Here is a 15,145-nt window from a genome sequence, read left to right as displayed (position 1 = left end):
GCATGTTCTCTTATGAACATGTCGCAAATGGATAAGTGCGGGTCGGTATCAGTGCTTGAGACCTATGGAGATCAACTGTGGGAGCAGGCAAGCCAGCTCCCACAGTTGATGGCATTTCAAGTCGGTCAGCGGGTTTGGACGACAACCTTGCCCACCGCCTTGCGCTGCCCCAGGTCATTGATCGCTTGGGCAGCCTGCTCCAGCGGATACACCTTCGACACCAATGGCTTCAACTTCCCCTCGGCATACCAACTGAACAACTGCTGGAAGTTCGCCGCATTGTCCTGCGGCTGGCGCTGGGCGAACGAGCCCCAGAACACCCCGACCACCGAGGCACCTTTGAGCAGCGCCAAGTTCACCGGCAACTCGGGAATGCGCCCGCTGGCAAAACCCACCACCAACAGGCGGCCGTTCCAGGCGATGCCCCGAACGGCTTGGTCAAACAGGTCGCCGCCGACCGGGTCGTAGATGACGTCGACGCCGTTGCCGTCGGTCAGGCGCTTGATTTCATCCTTGAGGCTGGCTTCGCTGTAGTTGATCAGCTCATCCGCGCCGGCCGCCTTGGCCACGGCGAGTTTGTCGGCACTGCTGGCGGCGGCGATCACCCGCGCGCCCATGGCCTTGCCGATTTCCACGGCGGCCAGGCCCACGCCACCCGAGGCGCCGAGCACCAACAGGGTTTCGCCGGGTTGCAGGTGGGCGCGTTGTTTCAGCGCATGCATCGAAGTGCCGTAGGTCATGCTGAACGCGGCGGCGGTGTTGAAATCCATGCTCGGCGGGATCGGCAGCACGTTGTAGCCCGGCACCGCGACCTGCTCGGCAAAGCTGCCCCAGCCGGTCAAGGCCATGACCCGGTCGCCGACTTTCAGGTGGCTGACCTTCTCGCCCACTTCACTGACCACGCCCGCTGCTTCGCCCCCCGGTGAAAACGGGAAGGGCGGCTTGAACTGGTATTTGCCCTCGATGATCAAGGTGTCCGGGAAATTCACCCCGGCAGCGTGCACGTCCAGCAGGATTTCGTTCTTCTTGATCGCGGGGCTGGCGATCTCTTCCAGCACCAGGGTTTCGGCGGGGCCGAAGGCTTTGCACAGCACAGCTTTCATCGGGCTATTCCTTTTGGTGTCGTGGCCGATAAGTGTAGGAGGGTACGCCCGTGGGTCAACGAGCATGCCCGGGCCTGATAAGTCGCCATAAGCTTGTGCTCAGCCTTGCTAGCGTTATGCTACCCGGCAACCGAATTTGAGGAATGAACTGTGAAAGCGTGGATCCTGTTGATGCTCGCCCTGACCTTGCCGATGGCAGCCCAGGCCGAAGAAGCAAAAGAAGGTGAGGCACCGAAGGTCAGCTATATCAGCCTGACTCCGCCGTTCGTGGGCAACTACGGGTTGGATGGCACGGCAAAACTCAAGGTATTCAAAGCCGATATCGCTCTGCGCGTGACCGGGCCGGAAGCCGCGGCGGCGGTCAAAGCCAACGATCCGCTGATTCGTAACCAGTTGGTGGCGTTGTTCACTCAGCAGACCAACGAGGCCATGAGTACGGTTGAAGGCAAGGAAAAGCTGCGCCAGGAAGCCCTGAAGCAGACTCAGCAAGTGATGAGCGACGAGACCGGCAAACCGGTGGTGGAAGACCTGCTCTTCAATAACCTGATCATCCAATAAAGCGGGCGCTTCGCGCCATCGCGGGCAAGCCCGCTCCCTCATTTGGAATGCATTCACCTGTGGGCGCGGGCTTGCCCGCGATGACGGCAGTAGATACGCCTCAAGACGCCAGGCTCTTCCTGAACCTGGCCAGCGCCACGGCAAAAAACACCAAGCCAATCCCCGCCAGCGCCAGCAAGTCCGGCCACACCACGCTCACGCCCGCATCCCTGAATAAAATCGCCGCGCTCAAACTCACAAAGTGCGTGGACGGCGAGCCCTGCATCACCCACTGCAACCACTCGGGCATGCTGTCCAGCGGCGTGCTGCCACCTGACAGCAACAGCATTGGGATGATCACCGGAATCGCCAGCAAGCCGAACTGCGGTGTCGAGCGGGCGAGGGTGGCGAGGAAGATCCCCAGCGCGGTACTCGCAAACAGGTACAGCGCCGTCACAAACAGGAACAGGCTCAAGGAACCGGCCAGCGGCACGCCGAGCAAGCCTTTGACCACCAGCTCCAGCGACAGCCACGTACACAGCACCACCACCAGCATGTTGCTCCAGATTTTCGCCAGCATGATTTCCAGCGCGGTCAGCGGCAGCACCAGCAAATGATCGAGGGTGCCGTGCTCGCGTTCGCGCAGTAGTGCGGTGCCGGTGAGCACGATGGCGAGGATGGTGATGTTGTTGACGATCTGGATCACCGCCAGGAACCAGCCGCCTTCCAGGTTGGTGTTGAACAGCGCACGGGTCGTCAGCAATGCGGGCGCCTTTTGGCTAGCGTCGGCCTGGCCGCTGTAGTTGAGCAATTCACGCTGGAAAATTCTGCCGATGTAGCCTGCGCCCATAAACGCCTGGCTCATCGCCGTCGCATCCACATTGACCTGCACACCCGGCTGGCGACCCGCCAACAAGTCGGCTTGGAAATTCGCCGGCACGTTGATCACAAAGGTGTACTCACCGCTGTCCATGACCTTGTCCAGTTGGTCGTAGGCCAGCGGCGCGGGCGGCTGAAACTCGGGAGGCTGCAACGCCTCGGCCATCTGCCGCGAGAGCGCGCTGTGGTCTTCATCGACAAACGCCACGCTGGCGTTGTGCACGCCAATCACCGAACCGGCGGCGGGCATGTAGATCGCGACTGTGAAGGCATAGGCCAGAAACAGCAGCAATACGCTGTCATGGCGCAGGCTGGTGAGTTCCTTGAGGCCCAGGCGCAGGATGTGAGCGAGCTTGTGCATCAGGCCTCCTGCTTCTTGAGCATGATCAGGCTTAACCCGGTGAACCCGACAAAAAAGCCGAACAGCGCCAGGCATTGCGGCCACAGCTGGCGCAGGTCCAGGGCCTTGGTGAAGGTGCCCACGGCGATGTCCAGAAAGTGCCCCGCCGGAAACAGCATGCCCATCCATGCGGCCGCGCCTTCCAGGGATGAGCGCGGCACGATCAGCCCGGAGAATTGGATGGTCGGCAGGCTGGTGATGATCATGGTGCCGAGGATCGCCGCGATCTGGGTGCGGGTGAATGCCGAAATCAACAAGCCCATGCTGGTGGTGGCCAGCACATACAACAGGCCGCCGACTGCCAGCGCCAAGGCGCTGCCCTTGAACGGTACACCGAACAGCCAGCGGTTCATCGCCACCAGCAGCGCCAGGTTGACCAAACTCACGGCCAGATACGGTGCCTGTTTGCCCAGCAGGAACTCCAGGCGGGTCAGGGGCGTGGCATAGAAGTTGGTGATCGAACCCAGCTCCTTTTCGCGCACGATGCCCAGGGCGGTGAGCATTGCCGGGATAAACGCCAGGATCAGCGCCATCACGCCCGGGCCGATGGCATTTACGCTGACCACGTCCTGGTTATAGCGAAAGCGCGTTTCCAGCTTGGCGGCGGCTTGGCTGCTGCGGGGCACGCTGCTCAATTCGGCCAGTTGCGCAAGATTGCCTTGGTGCACGGCCTCCACGTAATTGCGGCTGGTTTCCGCGCGAAACGGCATGCCGCCGTCGATCCACGCCGCTACCGTGGGTTGGCGACCGGCGTACAGGTCACGGCCAAAGCCCGGCGGGATTTCCAGGGCCAATTTGATTTCCGAGCGTTGCAGGCGTCGGTGCAGTTCGGTCGCGTCGCGGATGGGCGCCTGTTCGGCGAAGTAGCGTGAACTGCGGAAGGCTTCTAAGTAAGCGCGACTTTGTGGGGTCTGGTCCTGGTCGTAGACGGCGAAGGCGAGGTTTTCCACGTCCAGGGAAATGCCGTAGCCGAAGATCACCATCATAAACATCGCCCCGAGCAGGGCGAAGGCCATGCGCACTTTGTCGCGCAGCAGCTCTTTGCCTTCGCGGCTGGCGACCGCCAATAGCCGAGACACGCTGAAGCCACGTTTGCTCACGGGCGGCGCGCTGGTTTCGCTGACGGTAGCGCTGGGCGTGGCAGGTTCGGCTTCGCCTTGGGCCTGCTCCAGGCAGGTAACGAAGGCGGCTTCCAACGTGTCGCCGTGGAATTGCTGTTGCAGTGCCTCGGGTGTGTCGCAAGCCAGCACCTTGCCTGCATGCATCAGCGAGATGCGGTCGCAGCGCTGGGCTTCGTTCATGAAGTGGGTGGACAGGAAGATCGTTACGCCTTGCTCGCGGGACAGTTCAATCAGCAGCCGCCAGAAATCATCCCGTGCTGCCGGGTCAACGCCCGAAGTAGGTTCATCGAGGATCAGCACTTCCGGGCGGTGCAGCACCGCCACGGCCAATGACAGGCGCTGGCGCAGGCCGAGGGGCAATTCGCCGGAAGGCTGCTCGGCCACCTCGCCGAGGTCGAAGCGCTGAATCAACTCGTCGATACGCAGGCCGCTGTCAGCCTTGGGTAAGTCGAACAGTTGCGCGTGCAGCACCAGGTTCTGGCGCACGCTGAGTTCGCCGTACAGCGAGAAACTTTGCGACATGAACCCCACACGCTTGCGGGTCGCCAGGTCCTTGGCGTTCACCGGGTTGCCGAGCAGCGTGGCACTGCCTTCGGTGGCCGGCATCAGCCCGGTAAGGACTTTCATGGTGGTGGTCTTGCCGCAGCCGTTGGAGCCGAGAAAGCCAAAAATCTCGCCGCGGCCGATGGCGAAGCTGACTTTGTTTACTGCCGTGAAATCACCAAAACGCAGCGTCAGGTCGTGGGCTTCGATGGCGATATCGGTGTTGCCGCTTTCGCGCGGGGGGATCACCAGTGGCTGATTGTTGTGGGCGCTGTCGCCCTGGAAATGGGTAAAGGCTTCATCGAGTTTGCCGCTGGGTGTGGCGGCCGCCAGTTCGCTGCTCAAGCCATCGGCAATGAGTTTGCCGCGATCGAGCATCAGGCAATGTTCGAACTGTTCGGCTTCTTCCATGTAGGCCGTAGCCACCAGTAGCGTCAGTTGCGGGCGCTCTCGGCGTACGCTGTCGACCAACTCCCAGAAGCGTCGGCGCGACAGTGGGTCGACGCCGGTGGTGGGTTCGTCGAGGATCAGCAGGTCCGGGTCGTGGATCAGCGCGCAGCACAGGCCGAGCTTTTGTTTCATGCCGCCGGACAACTTGCCGGCCGGCCGCTCGGCGAAGCGCGCAAGGTCGGTGGCCAGCAACAGGTTGTGCATGCGCTGCTCGCAGTCAGCTTTCGACAGGCCGAACAGCGTGGCGAAGAAGCGGATGTTTTCGCTGATGGACAATTCGGGATACAAGTTGCCGCCCAGGCCTTGAGGCATGAAGGCAATGCGCGGGTACAGGCTGTTGCGGTGACGGCGGTCTTCGATGGAACCGCCGAGCACTTCCAGCTGGCCGACTTGAAGCTTTTTAACCCCGGCGATCAACCCCAGCAGGCTCGACTTGCCCGCGCCATCCGGGCCGATCAGCCCGCAGCGAGTGCCGGCGGGCAAGCTGAAGGCGATGTCGACCAGTGCCTGTTGCTTGCCGTAGCGGTGGTTGATACCCGTGGCGTGCAGCGCCAGGCCGGTCATTGCAGGTTGGCCGGCCAGTCGATATCAGCCGTGCGCACGTAGCCGGCGCCGGGCATGCCCGGTTTGGCTTGCGGTACAGCACTGGGTTGAGTCAGGCGTAGTTTGACGCGGAACACCAGCTTCTGGCGTTCGTCGCGGGTTTCCACTTCCTTGGGCGTGAACTGCGATTTGGCGGCAACAAAGCTGATTTTGGCCGGCAACGGTTGCTGGGGCAGGGCGTCGAGCAGGATGCGCGCATCACTGCCGACGGTCAGGCGACCGGTGACGGAGGCGGGCAGGTAGAGGTTCATGTACTGATCATTTGGATCAATCAGCAGCAACACGCGGCCGCCCGCGCCGAGCACTTCACCCGGCTCGGCTAGGCGTAATTGAATAATGCCGTCGATGGGCGCGCGCAGGCTGCTGTCGTCGATTTCGCTGGTGAGCTGGGCCACTTGGGCCACGGCGGCGCCGATGGCGGCCTTCACCGAGTTGACCTGGGCTTGCGCGGCAACCACGGCAGCATTGCCGGTGTTCTGGCGCGCTTGTTGTTGGTCGATCAACTGGCTGCTGGCGAAGCCGCGCCGGTACAGCTCTTGGGTGCGCTTGAGTTCCTGATTGGCCAGCAGTTGTTCGCTCTGGCGCAACTGCACGTTGGCCTCGGCGGCGGCGAAGTTTTCTTTGGCACGCAGCACTTCGGCTTCGGCCTGGGCGCGCTGGGCTTCGAGGGTGCGGGTGTCCATGCGCGCGAGCAATTGGCCCTTGAGCACCTTGTCGCCTTCATCCACGCGCACTTCGGCCAGGCGCCCGGGTATCTTGGCGGCGATCTGCACTTCGGTGGATTCCAGGCGGCCGTTGCCCATGCTCAAACCTTCGGGCAGGCGATCCTGGGTCGATCGCCAGTAACCGAAGCCACCGGCGCCCAGCAACAGCACGATCAGGGCGATGGCGAAAAGGCGCGACATAGTAGGGTGGTTCGTTGACATGGCTGCATCCTGCGGCATTAGCATCCTAGTTTGACCGGTATCGCCCCGAGGGCCGTTGATACGGGTCAACTGAAGCGCAAGCCTAACCCGCTTGGCACGTAGATGCATGCACCAGAAGTGTGACCGCAGGGTTCTGCCTATTCAGCGCAGGGCAAGTACCGCCGCCCATTGATCGGCCGTCACCGGCATTACGGATAAACGGCTGCCTTTTTGCACCAGCGGCAACTCGGCCAGTGCCGTTTGTTGTTTCAGGTAGCCCAGGCCCAGCACCTTTGAAAACGTCTCGACGTGCGCCACGTTGATCGCACTCCACGGATTTTTCTCCGGGCTGGCCTTGGCGTCGAAATAGTGGCTATCCGGTTCCAGCGCGGTGGGGTCCGGATAGGCGGCTTCGATGATTTTGCCAATGCCGGCAATGCCTGGTTCGGGGCAACTGGAGTGGTAGAAGAAGAACTCATCACCCACGGCCATTGCACGTAGGAAATTGCGCGCCTGATAGTTACGCACCCCGTCCCAACGGGCTTCGCCGAGCTTTTCAAGACCCGTGATGGACAGTTCATCGGGCTCGGATTTCATCAGCCAGTAGGCCATTTTTGGGCTCCTGAAAAAGGCATTGGGCAAGTTGTCCGGCAATTCCATGACAAACCGACAGTCGGTTGGCGTCAAGGTTTGCGTGTTGGTTCACGTTACCGCAGAATGCCCGCTTTTAAGCTTGACGCAGCTGCAACGGACTACATTGGAACGTTGTTGTCATCGTGTACGAGTGCCTGAAGGGGGGCAATCGATGCAACGTAAACCGGATTTACTATGGATTTTGGTTATTTTGTTTGGTCTGGGCGTCGTGACCACCGGGTATGCCCAGAGCTTGTGGTCGAACAAGACTGATGCACCTGTTGAGCTGGCTCAGCAGCAGCCACAACCGTTCAAGCGTTAAAACTATTCAAGACGTCGCTGGTTCCAGCGACGTTTCTGCGACATACCAGTGCTTATCGGTGACGGTGCCCGCCAACGGCACGTCCCAGCTCGCCTGCGCCAAGCGCTCGACCTTCTGACATTCATGGGCCAGCCCCAGCAGCGTCGGCTTGCGCCAGCTCTGGCGCCTGGCGAGGTAGGCCAGGCTGCGGTCGTAAAAGCCGCCGCCCATGCCCAATCTTCCGCCCCCATCGTCGAACCCCACCAGCGGCAGCAACACCAGATCGAGTGCCCAGACTTGGCGCTGGCGATTGGCGTTCACTCGCGGTTCTAGGATGCGAAAACGGTTGGGCAGCAACTTATCCCCAGGCCGCACGCGCTGGAACACCATCTTGGTTCGCGGCCAGGCGCTGAGTACCGGCAGATAGGTAGCCTTGCCCCGGCGCTGAGCGGCGCGCAGCAGCAGGCGCGGATCGATTTCACCGTCCGTCGGTAGGTATAAAGAAATATGCTTGGCCCGGCGAAACAGCGGGTGCTGTGCCAGTTGCCGATACAGGCCTTGGGCGGCCTGGCGCTGCTCGCTCGGCGTGAGGGCGCGGCGGGCTTTGCGCAACATGCGTCGAAGTTGCGGACGGGAAAGCGGCGCAGGTTCGGTCATGGTTTTTCGACTCATAAAACAATGCCAGTCCTAAGACTGGCATTGAGTTTGGGAATTCAGGCTCCCCGACAGAGCCGCTGTCGACTTAGCCCTTGAACCCGAAAGTTCAAGGTGGAAGATGCAGTAGGCTTTAAGGCTTTCCGTCTAGCGGACATGCACACCAGCCCAACGTGCAACTTCCAGGGTAGTGCGAATCGGCTCAGGGACATCGCCGACTGGCAAACACGCCAGGGAGTGGGGCGAGTATACCTTAAACAGACTCGGCAATCAGCCCTTGGGTGGCTCTGGATCGGTAGAAAGTACCAGATCAACCCGCTCCAGCAGGTCACGCACTTGCTCGCGCGTCGAGCCGCTGGCCTGCACGTCAGGCCGCTCCTGCTTATGCAGCAAATCGTGGGTAATGTTCAGTGCGGCCATCACAGCGATACGATCGGCGCCGATAACTTTGCCGCTGCTGCGGATTTCACGCATCTTGCCATCCAGGTAGCGGGCAGCACTCACCAGGTTGCTGCGTTCTTCCTGGGGGCAGATGATCGAATATTCTTTGTCGAGGATCTGCACGGTAACGCTATTGCTTGAACTCATGAGTCTTGCTCCAGGGCCTTCAGGCGCGAAATCATCGATTCGACCTTACGCCGGGCGATTTCGTTTTTTTCAATGAGGTGCGCGCGTTCCTCGCGCCAGGTCTTTTCCTGAGCTAATAGGAGTCCGTTTTGACTCTTAAGTTGCTCGACCCGATCAATTAGCAGCTCGAGTCTGGCCATCAGCGCTTGCAGGTCGGTGTCTTCCATTGGGTTCCACTGGATTTGTCTGATGAATGGCAGCTGCAGGATAAACGATCTGACGCCCTCGATAGTCTTGGTACGTCTGCCGGTGCTAGGATACAGCGCTTCATTCTAGACATTGCGCCGTCTGGCGCCTAGCTCACCATGCCTATTCAGAACTCCCCGTACGATGCTTTTTCCAAACTGCTGAGCACCAGCGGTCATCCTTGCTCGCCTGCCGAACTGCACGGCGTGCTGTTGGGCCGCAGTTGCACCGGTGTTGGCTTTGATGCTGACAACTGGCTGGCTGATGTGGCCGAGCTGCTCGAAACCGAGCCGACCGAGAACGTGCGTAACGCGCTGATCGGCCTGCAAGAGATGGTCAAAGGCGAGCTGACCGGTGACGACGTCACCGTAGTCCTGCTGCTGCCGACCGACGACGCACCGCTCGCCGAACGCGCTGCCGCGCTGGGCCAATGGTGCCAGGGTTTCCTCCACGGTTTCGGCGTGAACGCCGGCGGCCTGGAGCTGAGCACCGACGCCAAGGAAGTGCTGCAGGACCTGGCGGCGATCTCCCAGGTGCAAGACGCCTTGGAAGAATCCGAAGACGGTGAAGGCGACTACATGGAAGTGATGGAATACCTGCGCGTCGCGCCGCTGCTGCTGTTCACCGAGACCAAAAAATCCGCTGAGCCAGCCGCAGCCAAGCCGTCGCTGCATTAAGAAAGGAAGCCCATCTGCCCATGATCCATATCCCGAAAGCGGAATACACCCGTCGCCGCAAGGCGCTCATGGCGCAGATGGAACCCAATAGCATCGCAATCCTGCCGGCTGCCGCCGTGGCGATCCGCAACCGTGATGTCGAGCACGTCTACCGCCAGGACAGCGATTTCCAGTACCTGAGCGGCTTCCCCGAACCGCAAGCGGTGATCGTGCTGATGCCCGGTCGCCAACATGGCGAGTACGTGCTGTTCTGCCGCGAGCGCAATGCCGAACGCGAATTGTGGGACGGCCTGCGTGCCGGTACCGAAGGCGCGATCCGTGACTTTGGTGCCGACGATGCGTTCCCCATCACCGATATCGACGACATCCTGCCCGGCCTGATCGAAGGTCGCGACCGGGTGTACTCGGCTATGGGCAGCAACGCCGAATTCGACCGGCATGTGATGGAGTGGATCAACGTGATCCGCTCTAAAGCGCACCTGGGCGCCCAGCCGCCGAATGAATTTGTTGCCCTGGATCACCTGCTCCACGACATGCGCCTGTATAAATCGGCGGCAGAAGTGAAGGTGATGCGCGAGGCCGCACGAATTTCCTGCGCCGCCCACGTGAAGGCGATGCAGGCCAGCCGCGCGGGGTTGCATGAATTCAGCCTGGAGGCCGAGCTGGATTACGAATTCCGCAAGGGCGGCGCGAAAATGCCCGCCTATGGCTCCATCGTCGCCGCCGGGCGCAACAGCTGCATCCTGCATTACCAGCAGAATGACGCGGTGCTCAAGGACGGCGACCTGGTGCTGATCGACGCCGGTTGCGAGATCGACTGCTACGCCAGCGACATCACCCGCACCTGGCCGGTTAACGGCACGTTTTCGCCCGAGCAGAAGGCGATCTACGAGATTGTGCTGGCCTCCCAGGAAGCCGCTTTTGCCGAGATCGCGCCGAACAAACATTGGAACCAGGCCCACGAGGCGACGGTGCGCGTCATCACCGCCGGGCTGGTGAAGCTGGGGTTGCTGCAAGGCGACGTCGACGAACTGATCGCCGGCGAAGCCTATCGCGCCTTTTATATGCACCGCGCCGGCCATTGGCTGGGCATGGATGTGCATGATGTGGGCGAGTACAAGGTGGGCGGTGAATGGCGGGTGCTGGAAGTCGGCATGGCGTTGACCGTGGAACCTGGCATCTATATTTCGCCCGACAACCAGAACGTGGCGAAGAAATGGCGTGGCATTGGCGTACGCATCGAGGACGACGTGGTAGTGACCAAGCAAGGCTGTGAAATTTTGACCGGCGGCGTGCCCAAGACCGTCGCCGAGATCGAAGCGCTGATGGCGGCTGCCCGATGAGCCGGGTCAACGTGGCGATTATCGGCGGCGGTCTGGTGGGCGCCAGCCTGGCGTTGGCGTTGCAGGCGGGTGCCAAGGCGCGCGGCTGGAAGATCGTGCTGATCGAACCGTTCGCGCCGGGTGACAGTTACCAGCCGAGCTATGACGCGCGCTCTTCGGCGTTGTCCTACGGCGCTCGGCAGATTTATCAGCGCTTGGGCCTGTGGCAGGACATTTCCCGCCGCGCCGAGCCGATCAAACAGATTCACGTGTCGGACCGTGGCCGCTTCTCCACTGCGCGCCTGTCTGCCATGGAGGAGGGTGTGCCGGCCCTCGGCTATGTGGTGGAAAACGCCTGGCTCGGCCAATGCCTGTGGAAAGGCCTGGACAAAGACGTGGTCAGTTGGCGTTGCCCGGCGGAAGTCACCCGCATGGAGCCGCTGGCCGATGGCTATCGCCTGACCCTCAACGATGAAACCGTGCTGGAATGCGACCTCGCGGTATTGGCCGATGGCGGTCGCTCCGGTTTGCGCGAGCAATTGGGCGTCGGTGTGAAAACCCGGCCCTACAACCAGAGCGCGTTGATCGCCAACATCACCCCAAGCGAAGCCCACAATGGCGAGGCCTTCGAGCGTTTCACCGATGAGGGCCCCATGGCCCTGCTGCCGCTGCCGGACAACCGCTGCGCGCTGGTGTGGACGCGCATCGGCATGGACGCCCAGCGCCTGGCCAACCTTGATGAGCGCAGCTTCCTCAGCGAATTGCAGGGCGTGTTCGGCTATCGCCTGGGCACGTTGAAGCAAGTCGGCGCGCGGCACCTGTACCCGCTGACGCTGGTGGAGGCCGAAGAACAAGTACGCTCGCACCTGGCCATCCTCGGTAATGCCGCCCACAGCCTGCACCCGATTGCCGGGCAGGGTTTCAATTTGTCCCTGCGCGATGCCAACGCCTTGGCCGAAGCCTTGCTGGCCGGGCCTGAGGTGCCGGGCGATTTGGCAACCTTGGAACGCTATCGCGAGCGCCAACGCCTGGATCAGAAATTGACCGTAGGCTTCTCCGATCAAGTCACGCGGCTGTTTGGCAGTGCTCAACCGTTGGTGGCCTTGGGCCGTAACATGGGCTTGCTGGGCCTGGATTTGTTACCGCCGGCCAAACGCTGGTTCGCCCGTCAGGCCATGGGCCTGGGCACGCGCCCCGATGCGTAACTGGCTGACCCGACGCCTGGGCAAGGCGCGGCTGTTGCGCTGGGCTCTGTCCTTGTACCCGCCGTACCTGGGCGCTGGAATCCGGGTGCAGGCACTCAGTGCGGATTTGCGCTATGCCAAGGTGCGCATGGGCCTGGGCTGGTACAACCGCAATTACGTCGGCACGCAATTCGGCGGCAGCCTGTATTCGATGGTCGACCCGTTCTACATGCTCTTGTTGATGGAAAACCTGGGCCGCGACTACATCGTCTGGGACAAAGCCGCGAGCATCGACTTCGTGTCGCCGGGCAAAGGCCCGGTGTACGCCGAATTTTCCATCGACGAGGCCTTGCTGGACGAGATTCGCAGGCAGACCGAAGGTGGCGAGAAGTACTTGCCCCACCTCAAAGTACAGATTCATGACGGCTCCGGCACCTTGGTGGCGCGGGTCGAAAAAACCCTTTACGTGCGGCGCAAGCCGCCAGCAAAGCAGGCTTAAAGCATGGACATGCGCGCAGATGTGCTGATTGTCGGGGCCGGAATGGTCGGGAGCGCCCTGGCGCTGGCGTTGCAGGGCAGTGGCCTGCAGGTGCTGCTGCTGGACGGCAGCCCGCTGAGCGTCAAACCGTTCGACCAGGATGCGGCCTTCGAACCCCGCGTGAGCGCCTTGTCGGCCGCCAGCCAGCGCATCCTCGAGCGCCTCGGCGTTTGGAACGGCATCGTGTCGCGGCGCGCCAGCCCTTATGGCGAGATGCAGGTGTGGGACGGCAGCGGCACCGGGCAGATCCACTTTTCGGCGGCCAGCGTGCATGCCGAAGTGCTTGGGCATATCGTCGAGAACCGTGTGGTTCAGGATGCCTTGCTCGACCGCCTGCACGACTGCGACCTGGGCCTGCTGGCCAACGCGCGCTTGGAACAGATGCGCCGCTCCGGCGATGACTGGCTGCTGACCCTGGCCGATGGGCGCAAATTGCGCGCGCCGCTGGTGGTGGCCGCCGACGGCGCCAATTCCGCCGTGCGCCGCCTGACCGGCACCACGACCCGCGAATGGGATTACCTGCATAACGCCATTGTCACCAGCGTGCGCAGCAGCCAACCGCACCAGCGCACGGCCTGGCAGCGCTTTACCGATACCGGCCCGCTGGCATTCCTGCCGCTGGTACGCGATGGGCAAGAGGACTGGTGCTCAATCGTCTGGTCGACCACGCCGGCGGAATCCGAACGCCTGATGGCGCTGGATGACGAAAATTTCTGCCGTGAACTGGAGCGCGCCTTTGAAGGGCGACTCGGTACGGTGATCAGCGCCGACCCGCGTGTCTGTGTGCCGTTGCGCCAGCGCCACGCCAAACGCTACGTGGCCGAAGGCCTGGCGTTGATCGGTGATGCGGCCCATGTGATCCACCCGTTAGCGGGCCAGGGCGTTAACCTGGGCTTCCTCGATGCGGCGGTGCTGGCCGAAGTGCTGTTGGCGGCGACCGAGCGCGGCGAGCGCCTGGCGGATGTGAAGGTGCTGAGCCGTTACGAGCGTCGGCGCATGCCGCATAACCTCGCGCTGATGGCGGCGATGGAAGGCTTTGAACGGTTGTTCCAGGCTGACCAGCTGCCACTGCGCTGGTTGCGCAATGCCGGGTTGAAAATGGTCGACCAGATGCCGGAAGCCAAAGCCATCTTCGTGCGCCAGGCCTTGGGCCTGACTGGCGATCTCCCGGAGCTGGCCAAGCCCTGAACTTGAAATGCGATCGTCTGTGGGAGCGGGCTTGCCCGCGATGAGCATAGGCCTCCACACAGCTTCAAAGGCCGCCACAATCCTCCGTGGCGAGCCCGCTCTTCACAAAAGCTCGCCTGCTACAGATTTTGCGTTCACCAGCAGCTGTGTAGATACCTATGCCGCGATGAGGCCATCAGCCTCACGTAAATCGCGGCCATGCAACATCTGGTAACGCCTCCACCGAGCGCCACTAAATGTGAGTCCCTATCATTTGCTTTCCATTTGCATATGAGAGACCGCACCCATGTTGGCACCCAAACGCCTCCTGACTGCCCTGGCACTCACCCTCATCGGCAGCACCACCGTGCAGGCAGCCGACGAAGTCGTGGTCTACTCCTCGCGCATCGACGAACTGATCAAGCCGGTGTTCGACGCCTACACCCAGAAAACCGGCGTACAGGTGAAGTTCATCACCGACAAGGAAGCCCCGCTGATGCAGCGGATCAAGGCCGAAGGCGAAAACGCCACCGCCGACCTGCTGCTCACCGTCGACGCCGGTAACCTCTGGCAGGCCGAGCAAATGGGCATCCTGCAGCCGTTCACCTCGGCGGTAATCGACAAGAACATTCCTCTGCAATATCGCTCTTCAAAGCATGCCTGGACCGGCTTGAGCTTGCGCGCGCGGACCATCGCCTATTCCACCGACCGGGTAAAACCGGGTGACCTGACCACTTACGAAGCCCTGGCCGACAAGCAATGGGAAGGCCGCCTGTGCCTGCGCACGGCGAAGAAGGTCTACAACCAGTCGCTGACTGCCACCCTGATCGAAACCCACGGCGCGGCCAAGACCGAAGAAATCGTCAAAGGCTGGGTCAATAACCTGTCCACCGACGTGTTCTCCGATGACATCGCCGTGCTCGAAGCCATCAACGCCGGGCAGTGCGACGTGGGTATCGTTAACACTTACTACTACGGCCGCCTGCACAAGCAGAAGCCGGACCTGGCGGTGAAGCTGTTCTGGCCGAACCAGGGCGACCGTGGCGTGCATGTGAACCTGTCGGGCATTGGTCTCACCAAGCATGCGCCACACCCGGAAGCCGCCAAGGCGTTGGTGGAATGGATGACCACGCCTGAGGCGCAGAAAATATTTGCCGATGTGAACCAGGAATTCCCGGCCAACCCGGCCGTGCCGCCATCGGCGGAAGTGGCGACCTGGGGCAAGTTCGTGGCCGATACACTGCCGGTGGAAGTGGCCGGTAAGCGTCAGGCGGAGGCCATTCGCTTGATGGATCGCGCTGGCTGGAACTAAGTA

General features: G+C 61.8%; 16 protein-coding genes and 1 other RNA gene. 8 read left to right on the top strand and 9 right to left on the bottom strand.

The features are described 5' to 3' along the window. Positions 1-125: 125 nt before the first annotated feature. Positions 126-1,103, bottom strand: coding sequence for an NADPH:quinone oxidoreductase family protein (locus tag ACI77I_RS01560; protein WP_094948794.1), 978 nt, complete (start codon positions 1,101-1,103; stop codon positions 126-128). A gap of 150 nt (positions 1,104-1,253) precedes the next feature. Between ACI77I_RS01560 and ACI77I_RS01555 the strand changes: the two genes are divergently transcribed. Next, positions 1,254-1,661: a flagellar basal body-associated protein FliL gene (locus tag ACI77I_RS01555; RefSeq protein ID WP_094948795.1), complete on the top strand. Its 408-nt coding sequence runs from the start codon at positions 1,254-1,256 to the stop codon at positions 1,659-1,661. A gap of 100 nt (positions 1,662-1,761) precedes the next feature. Here the strand turns inward: ACI77I_RS01555 and ACI77I_RS01550 are convergent, their stop codons facing one another. The 4 genes from ACI77I_RS01550 to ACI77I_RS01535 all read right to left on the bottom strand — a co-directional run bounded on the left by ACI77I_RS01550 (position 1,762) and on the right by ACI77I_RS01535 (position 7,153). Further along, positions 1,762-2,880 (bottom strand): ABC transporter permease, encoded by a 1,119-nt coding sequence (locus ACI77I_RS01550; RefSeq protein WP_159960835.1) that lies wholly within the window; start codon positions 2,878-2,880, stop codon positions 1,762-1,764. Beyond that, positions 2,880-5,597 (bottom strand): ribosome-associated ATPase/putative transporter RbbA, encoded by a 2,718-nt coding sequence (gene rbbA / locus ACI77I_RS01545; RefSeq protein ID WP_406996840.1) that lies wholly within the window; start codon positions 5,595-5,597, stop codon positions 2,880-2,882. Before rbbA ends, ACI77I_RS01550 begins: the two co-directional genes overlap by 1 nt. Then, positions 5,594-6,562, bottom strand: a complete 969-nt coding sequence (locus tag ACI77I_RS01540) for an HlyD family secretion protein (protein WP_094948798.1) — start codon at positions 6,560-6,562, stop codon at positions 5,594-5,596. The genes rbbA and ACI77I_RS01540 overlap by 4 nt, the downstream gene beginning before the upstream one ends. Before the next feature lie 141 nt (positions 6,563-6,703). Beyond that, on the bottom strand, positions 6,704-7,153 hold the full coding sequence (locus ACI77I_RS01535) for an EVE domain-containing protein (RefSeq protein WP_094948799.1): 450 nt from the start codon (positions 7,151-7,153) through the stop codon (positions 6,704-6,706). Positions 7,154-7,346: 193 nt separating this feature from the next. Here ACI77I_RS01535 and ACI77I_RS01530 point away from each other — a divergent pair, with 193 nt between their 5' ends. Next, entirely contained in the window at positions 7,347-7,496 is a 150-nt protein-coding gene (locus ACI77I_RS01530) for a hypothetical protein (RefSeq protein WP_010207387.1), read from the top strand. A gap of 6 nt (positions 7,497-7,502) precedes the next feature. On the opposite strand, the gene ACI77I_RS01525 is transcribed toward ACI77I_RS01530, so the two are convergent. From ACI77I_RS01525 to ACI77I_RS01510, 4 genes are all read right to left on the bottom strand, one after another. After that, positions 7,503-8,132 (bottom strand): 5-formyltetrahydrofolate cyclo-ligase, encoded by a 630-nt coding sequence (locus ACI77I_RS01525; RefSeq protein WP_406996933.1) that lies wholly within the window; start codon positions 8,130-8,132, stop codon positions 7,503-7,505. 58 nt (positions 8,133-8,190) lie between these two features. Further along, a non-coding RNA gene (gene ssrS / locus ACI77I_RS01520) (6S RNA) lies at positions 8,191-8,369 on the bottom strand. 30 nt (positions 8,370-8,399) lie between these two features. Beyond that, the gene (locus tag ACI77I_RS01515; RefSeq protein ID WP_003213956.1) at positions 8,400-8,717 is read right to left on the bottom strand and encodes a cell division protein ZapA; all 318 of its coding nucleotides are present in this window, start codon (positions 8,715-8,717) and stop codon (positions 8,400-8,402) included. Beyond that, the gene (locus tag ACI77I_RS01510; protein WP_003177365.1) at positions 8,714-8,923 is read right to left on the bottom strand and encodes a TIGR02449 family protein; all 210 of its coding nucleotides are present in this window, start codon (positions 8,921-8,923) and stop codon (positions 8,714-8,716) included. The genes ACI77I_RS01515 and ACI77I_RS01510 overlap by 4 nt, the downstream gene beginning before the upstream one ends. 138 nt (positions 8,924-9,061) lie before the next feature. Here ACI77I_RS01510 and ACI77I_RS01505 point away from each other — a divergent pair, with 138 nt between their 5' ends. The 6 genes from ACI77I_RS01505 to ACI77I_RS01480 all read left to right on the top strand — a co-directional run bounded on the left by ACI77I_RS01505 (position 9,062) and on the right by ACI77I_RS01480 (position 15,142). Next, the gene (locus ACI77I_RS01505) at positions 9,062-9,619 is read left to right on the top strand and encodes a YecA family protein (protein ID WP_094948801.1); all 558 of its coding nucleotides are present in this window, start codon (positions 9,062-9,064) and stop codon (positions 9,617-9,619) included. Positions 9,620-9,639: 20 nt separating this feature from the next. Next, positions 9,640-10,962, top strand: a complete 1,323-nt coding sequence (gene pepP, locus ACI77I_RS01500; protein ID WP_263274167.1) for a Xaa-Pro aminopeptidase — start codon at positions 9,640-9,642, stop codon at positions 10,960-10,962. Next, positions 10,959-12,146, top strand: a complete 1,188-nt coding sequence (gene ubiH, locus ACI77I_RS01495) for a 2-octaprenyl-6-methoxyphenyl hydroxylase (RefSeq protein WP_094948803.1) — start codon at positions 10,959-10,961, stop codon at positions 12,144-12,146. Before pepP ends, ubiH begins: the two co-directional genes overlap by 4 nt. Further along, positions 12,139-12,624 carry a DUF4442 domain-containing protein gene (locus ACI77I_RS01490; protein ID WP_094948804.1) on the top strand — a complete coding sequence of 162 codons (486 nt, stop codon included), beginning with the start codon at positions 12,139-12,141 and terminating at the stop codon, positions 12,622-12,624. The genes ubiH and ACI77I_RS01490 overlap by 8 nt, the downstream gene beginning before the upstream one ends. Before the next feature lie 9 nt (positions 12,625-12,633). Next, a complete protein-coding gene (locus ACI77I_RS01485; RefSeq protein ID WP_406996932.1) occupies positions 12,634-13,851 on the top strand; it encodes a 2-octaprenyl-3-methyl-6-methoxy-1,4-benzoquinol hydroxylase in 1,218 nt (405 codons plus the stop codon). Positions 13,852-14,137: 286 nt separating this feature from the next. After that, complete coding sequence (locus ACI77I_RS01480) at positions 14,138-15,142, top strand: extracellular solute-binding protein (RefSeq protein ID WP_094948806.1); 1,005 nt, start codon at positions 14,138-14,140, stop codon at positions 15,140-15,142. The last annotated feature ends 3 nt before the right edge of the window (positions 15,143-15,145 follow it).

This window comes from Pseudomonas sp. D47, assembly GCF_045447305.1.
GTDB lineage: Bacteria > Pseudomonadota > Gammaproteobacteria > Pseudomonadales > Pseudomonadaceae > Aquipseudomonas.
This window is presented reverse-complemented; position numbering and strand designations above follow the sequence as displayed.

Coding starts and splice junctions, on each gene's coding strand:
- ACI77I_RS01560 (WP_094948794.1), bottom strand. CDS start 1,103: ATGAAAGCTGTGCTGTGCAAAGCCTTCGGCCCCGCCGAAACCCTGGTG.
- ACI77I_RS01485 (WP_406996932.1), top strand. CDS start 12,634: ATGCGCGCAGATGTGCTGATTGTCGGGGCCGGAATGGTCGGGAGCGCC.
- ubiH (WP_094948803.1), top strand. CDS start 10,959: ATGAGCCGGGTCAACGTGGCGATTATCGGCGGCGGTCTGGTGGGCGCC.
- ACI77I_RS01510 (WP_003177365.1), bottom strand. CDS start 8,923: ATGGAAGACACCGACCTGCAAGCGCTGATGGCCAGACTCGAGCTGCTA.
- ACI77I_RS01490 (WP_094948804.1), top strand. CDS start 12,139: ATGCGTAACTGGCTGACCCGACGCCTGGGCAAGGCGCGGCTGTTGCGC.
- ACI77I_RS01505 (WP_094948801.1), top strand. CDS start 9,062: ATGCCTATTCAGAACTCCCCGTACGATGCTTTTTCCAAACTGCTGAGC.
- ACI77I_RS01530 (WP_010207387.1), top strand. CDS start 7,347: ATGCAACGTAAACCGGATTTACTATGGATTTTGGTTATTTTGTTTGGT.
- pepP (WP_263274167.1), top strand. CDS start 9,640: ATGATCCATATCCCGAAAGCGGAATACACCCGTCGCCGCAAGGCGCTC.
- ACI77I_RS01535 (WP_094948799.1), bottom strand. CDS start 7,153: ATGGCCTACTGGCTGATGAAATCCGAGCCCGATGAACTGTCCATCACG.
- ACI77I_RS01525 (WP_406996933.1), bottom strand. CDS start 8,132: ATGACCGAACCTGCGCCGCTTTCCCGTCCGCAACTTCGACGCATGTTG.
- ACI77I_RS01540 (WP_094948798.1), bottom strand. CDS start 6,562: ATGTCAACGAACCACCCTACTATGTCGCGCCTTTTCGCCATCGCCCTG.
- ACI77I_RS01480 (WP_094948806.1), top strand. CDS start 14,138: ATGTTGGCACCCAAACGCCTCCTGACTGCCCTGGCACTCACCCTCATC.
- rbbA (WP_406996840.1), bottom strand. CDS start 5,597: ATGACCGGCCTGGCGCTGCACGCCACGGGTATCAACCACCGCTACGGC.
- ACI77I_RS01550 (WP_159960835.1), bottom strand. CDS start 2,880: ATGCACAAGCTCGCTCACATCCTGCGCCTGGGCCTCAAGGAACTCACC.
- ACI77I_RS01515 (WP_003213956.1), bottom strand. CDS start 8,717: ATGAGTTCAAGCAATAGCGTTACCGTGCAGATCCTCGACAAAGAATAT.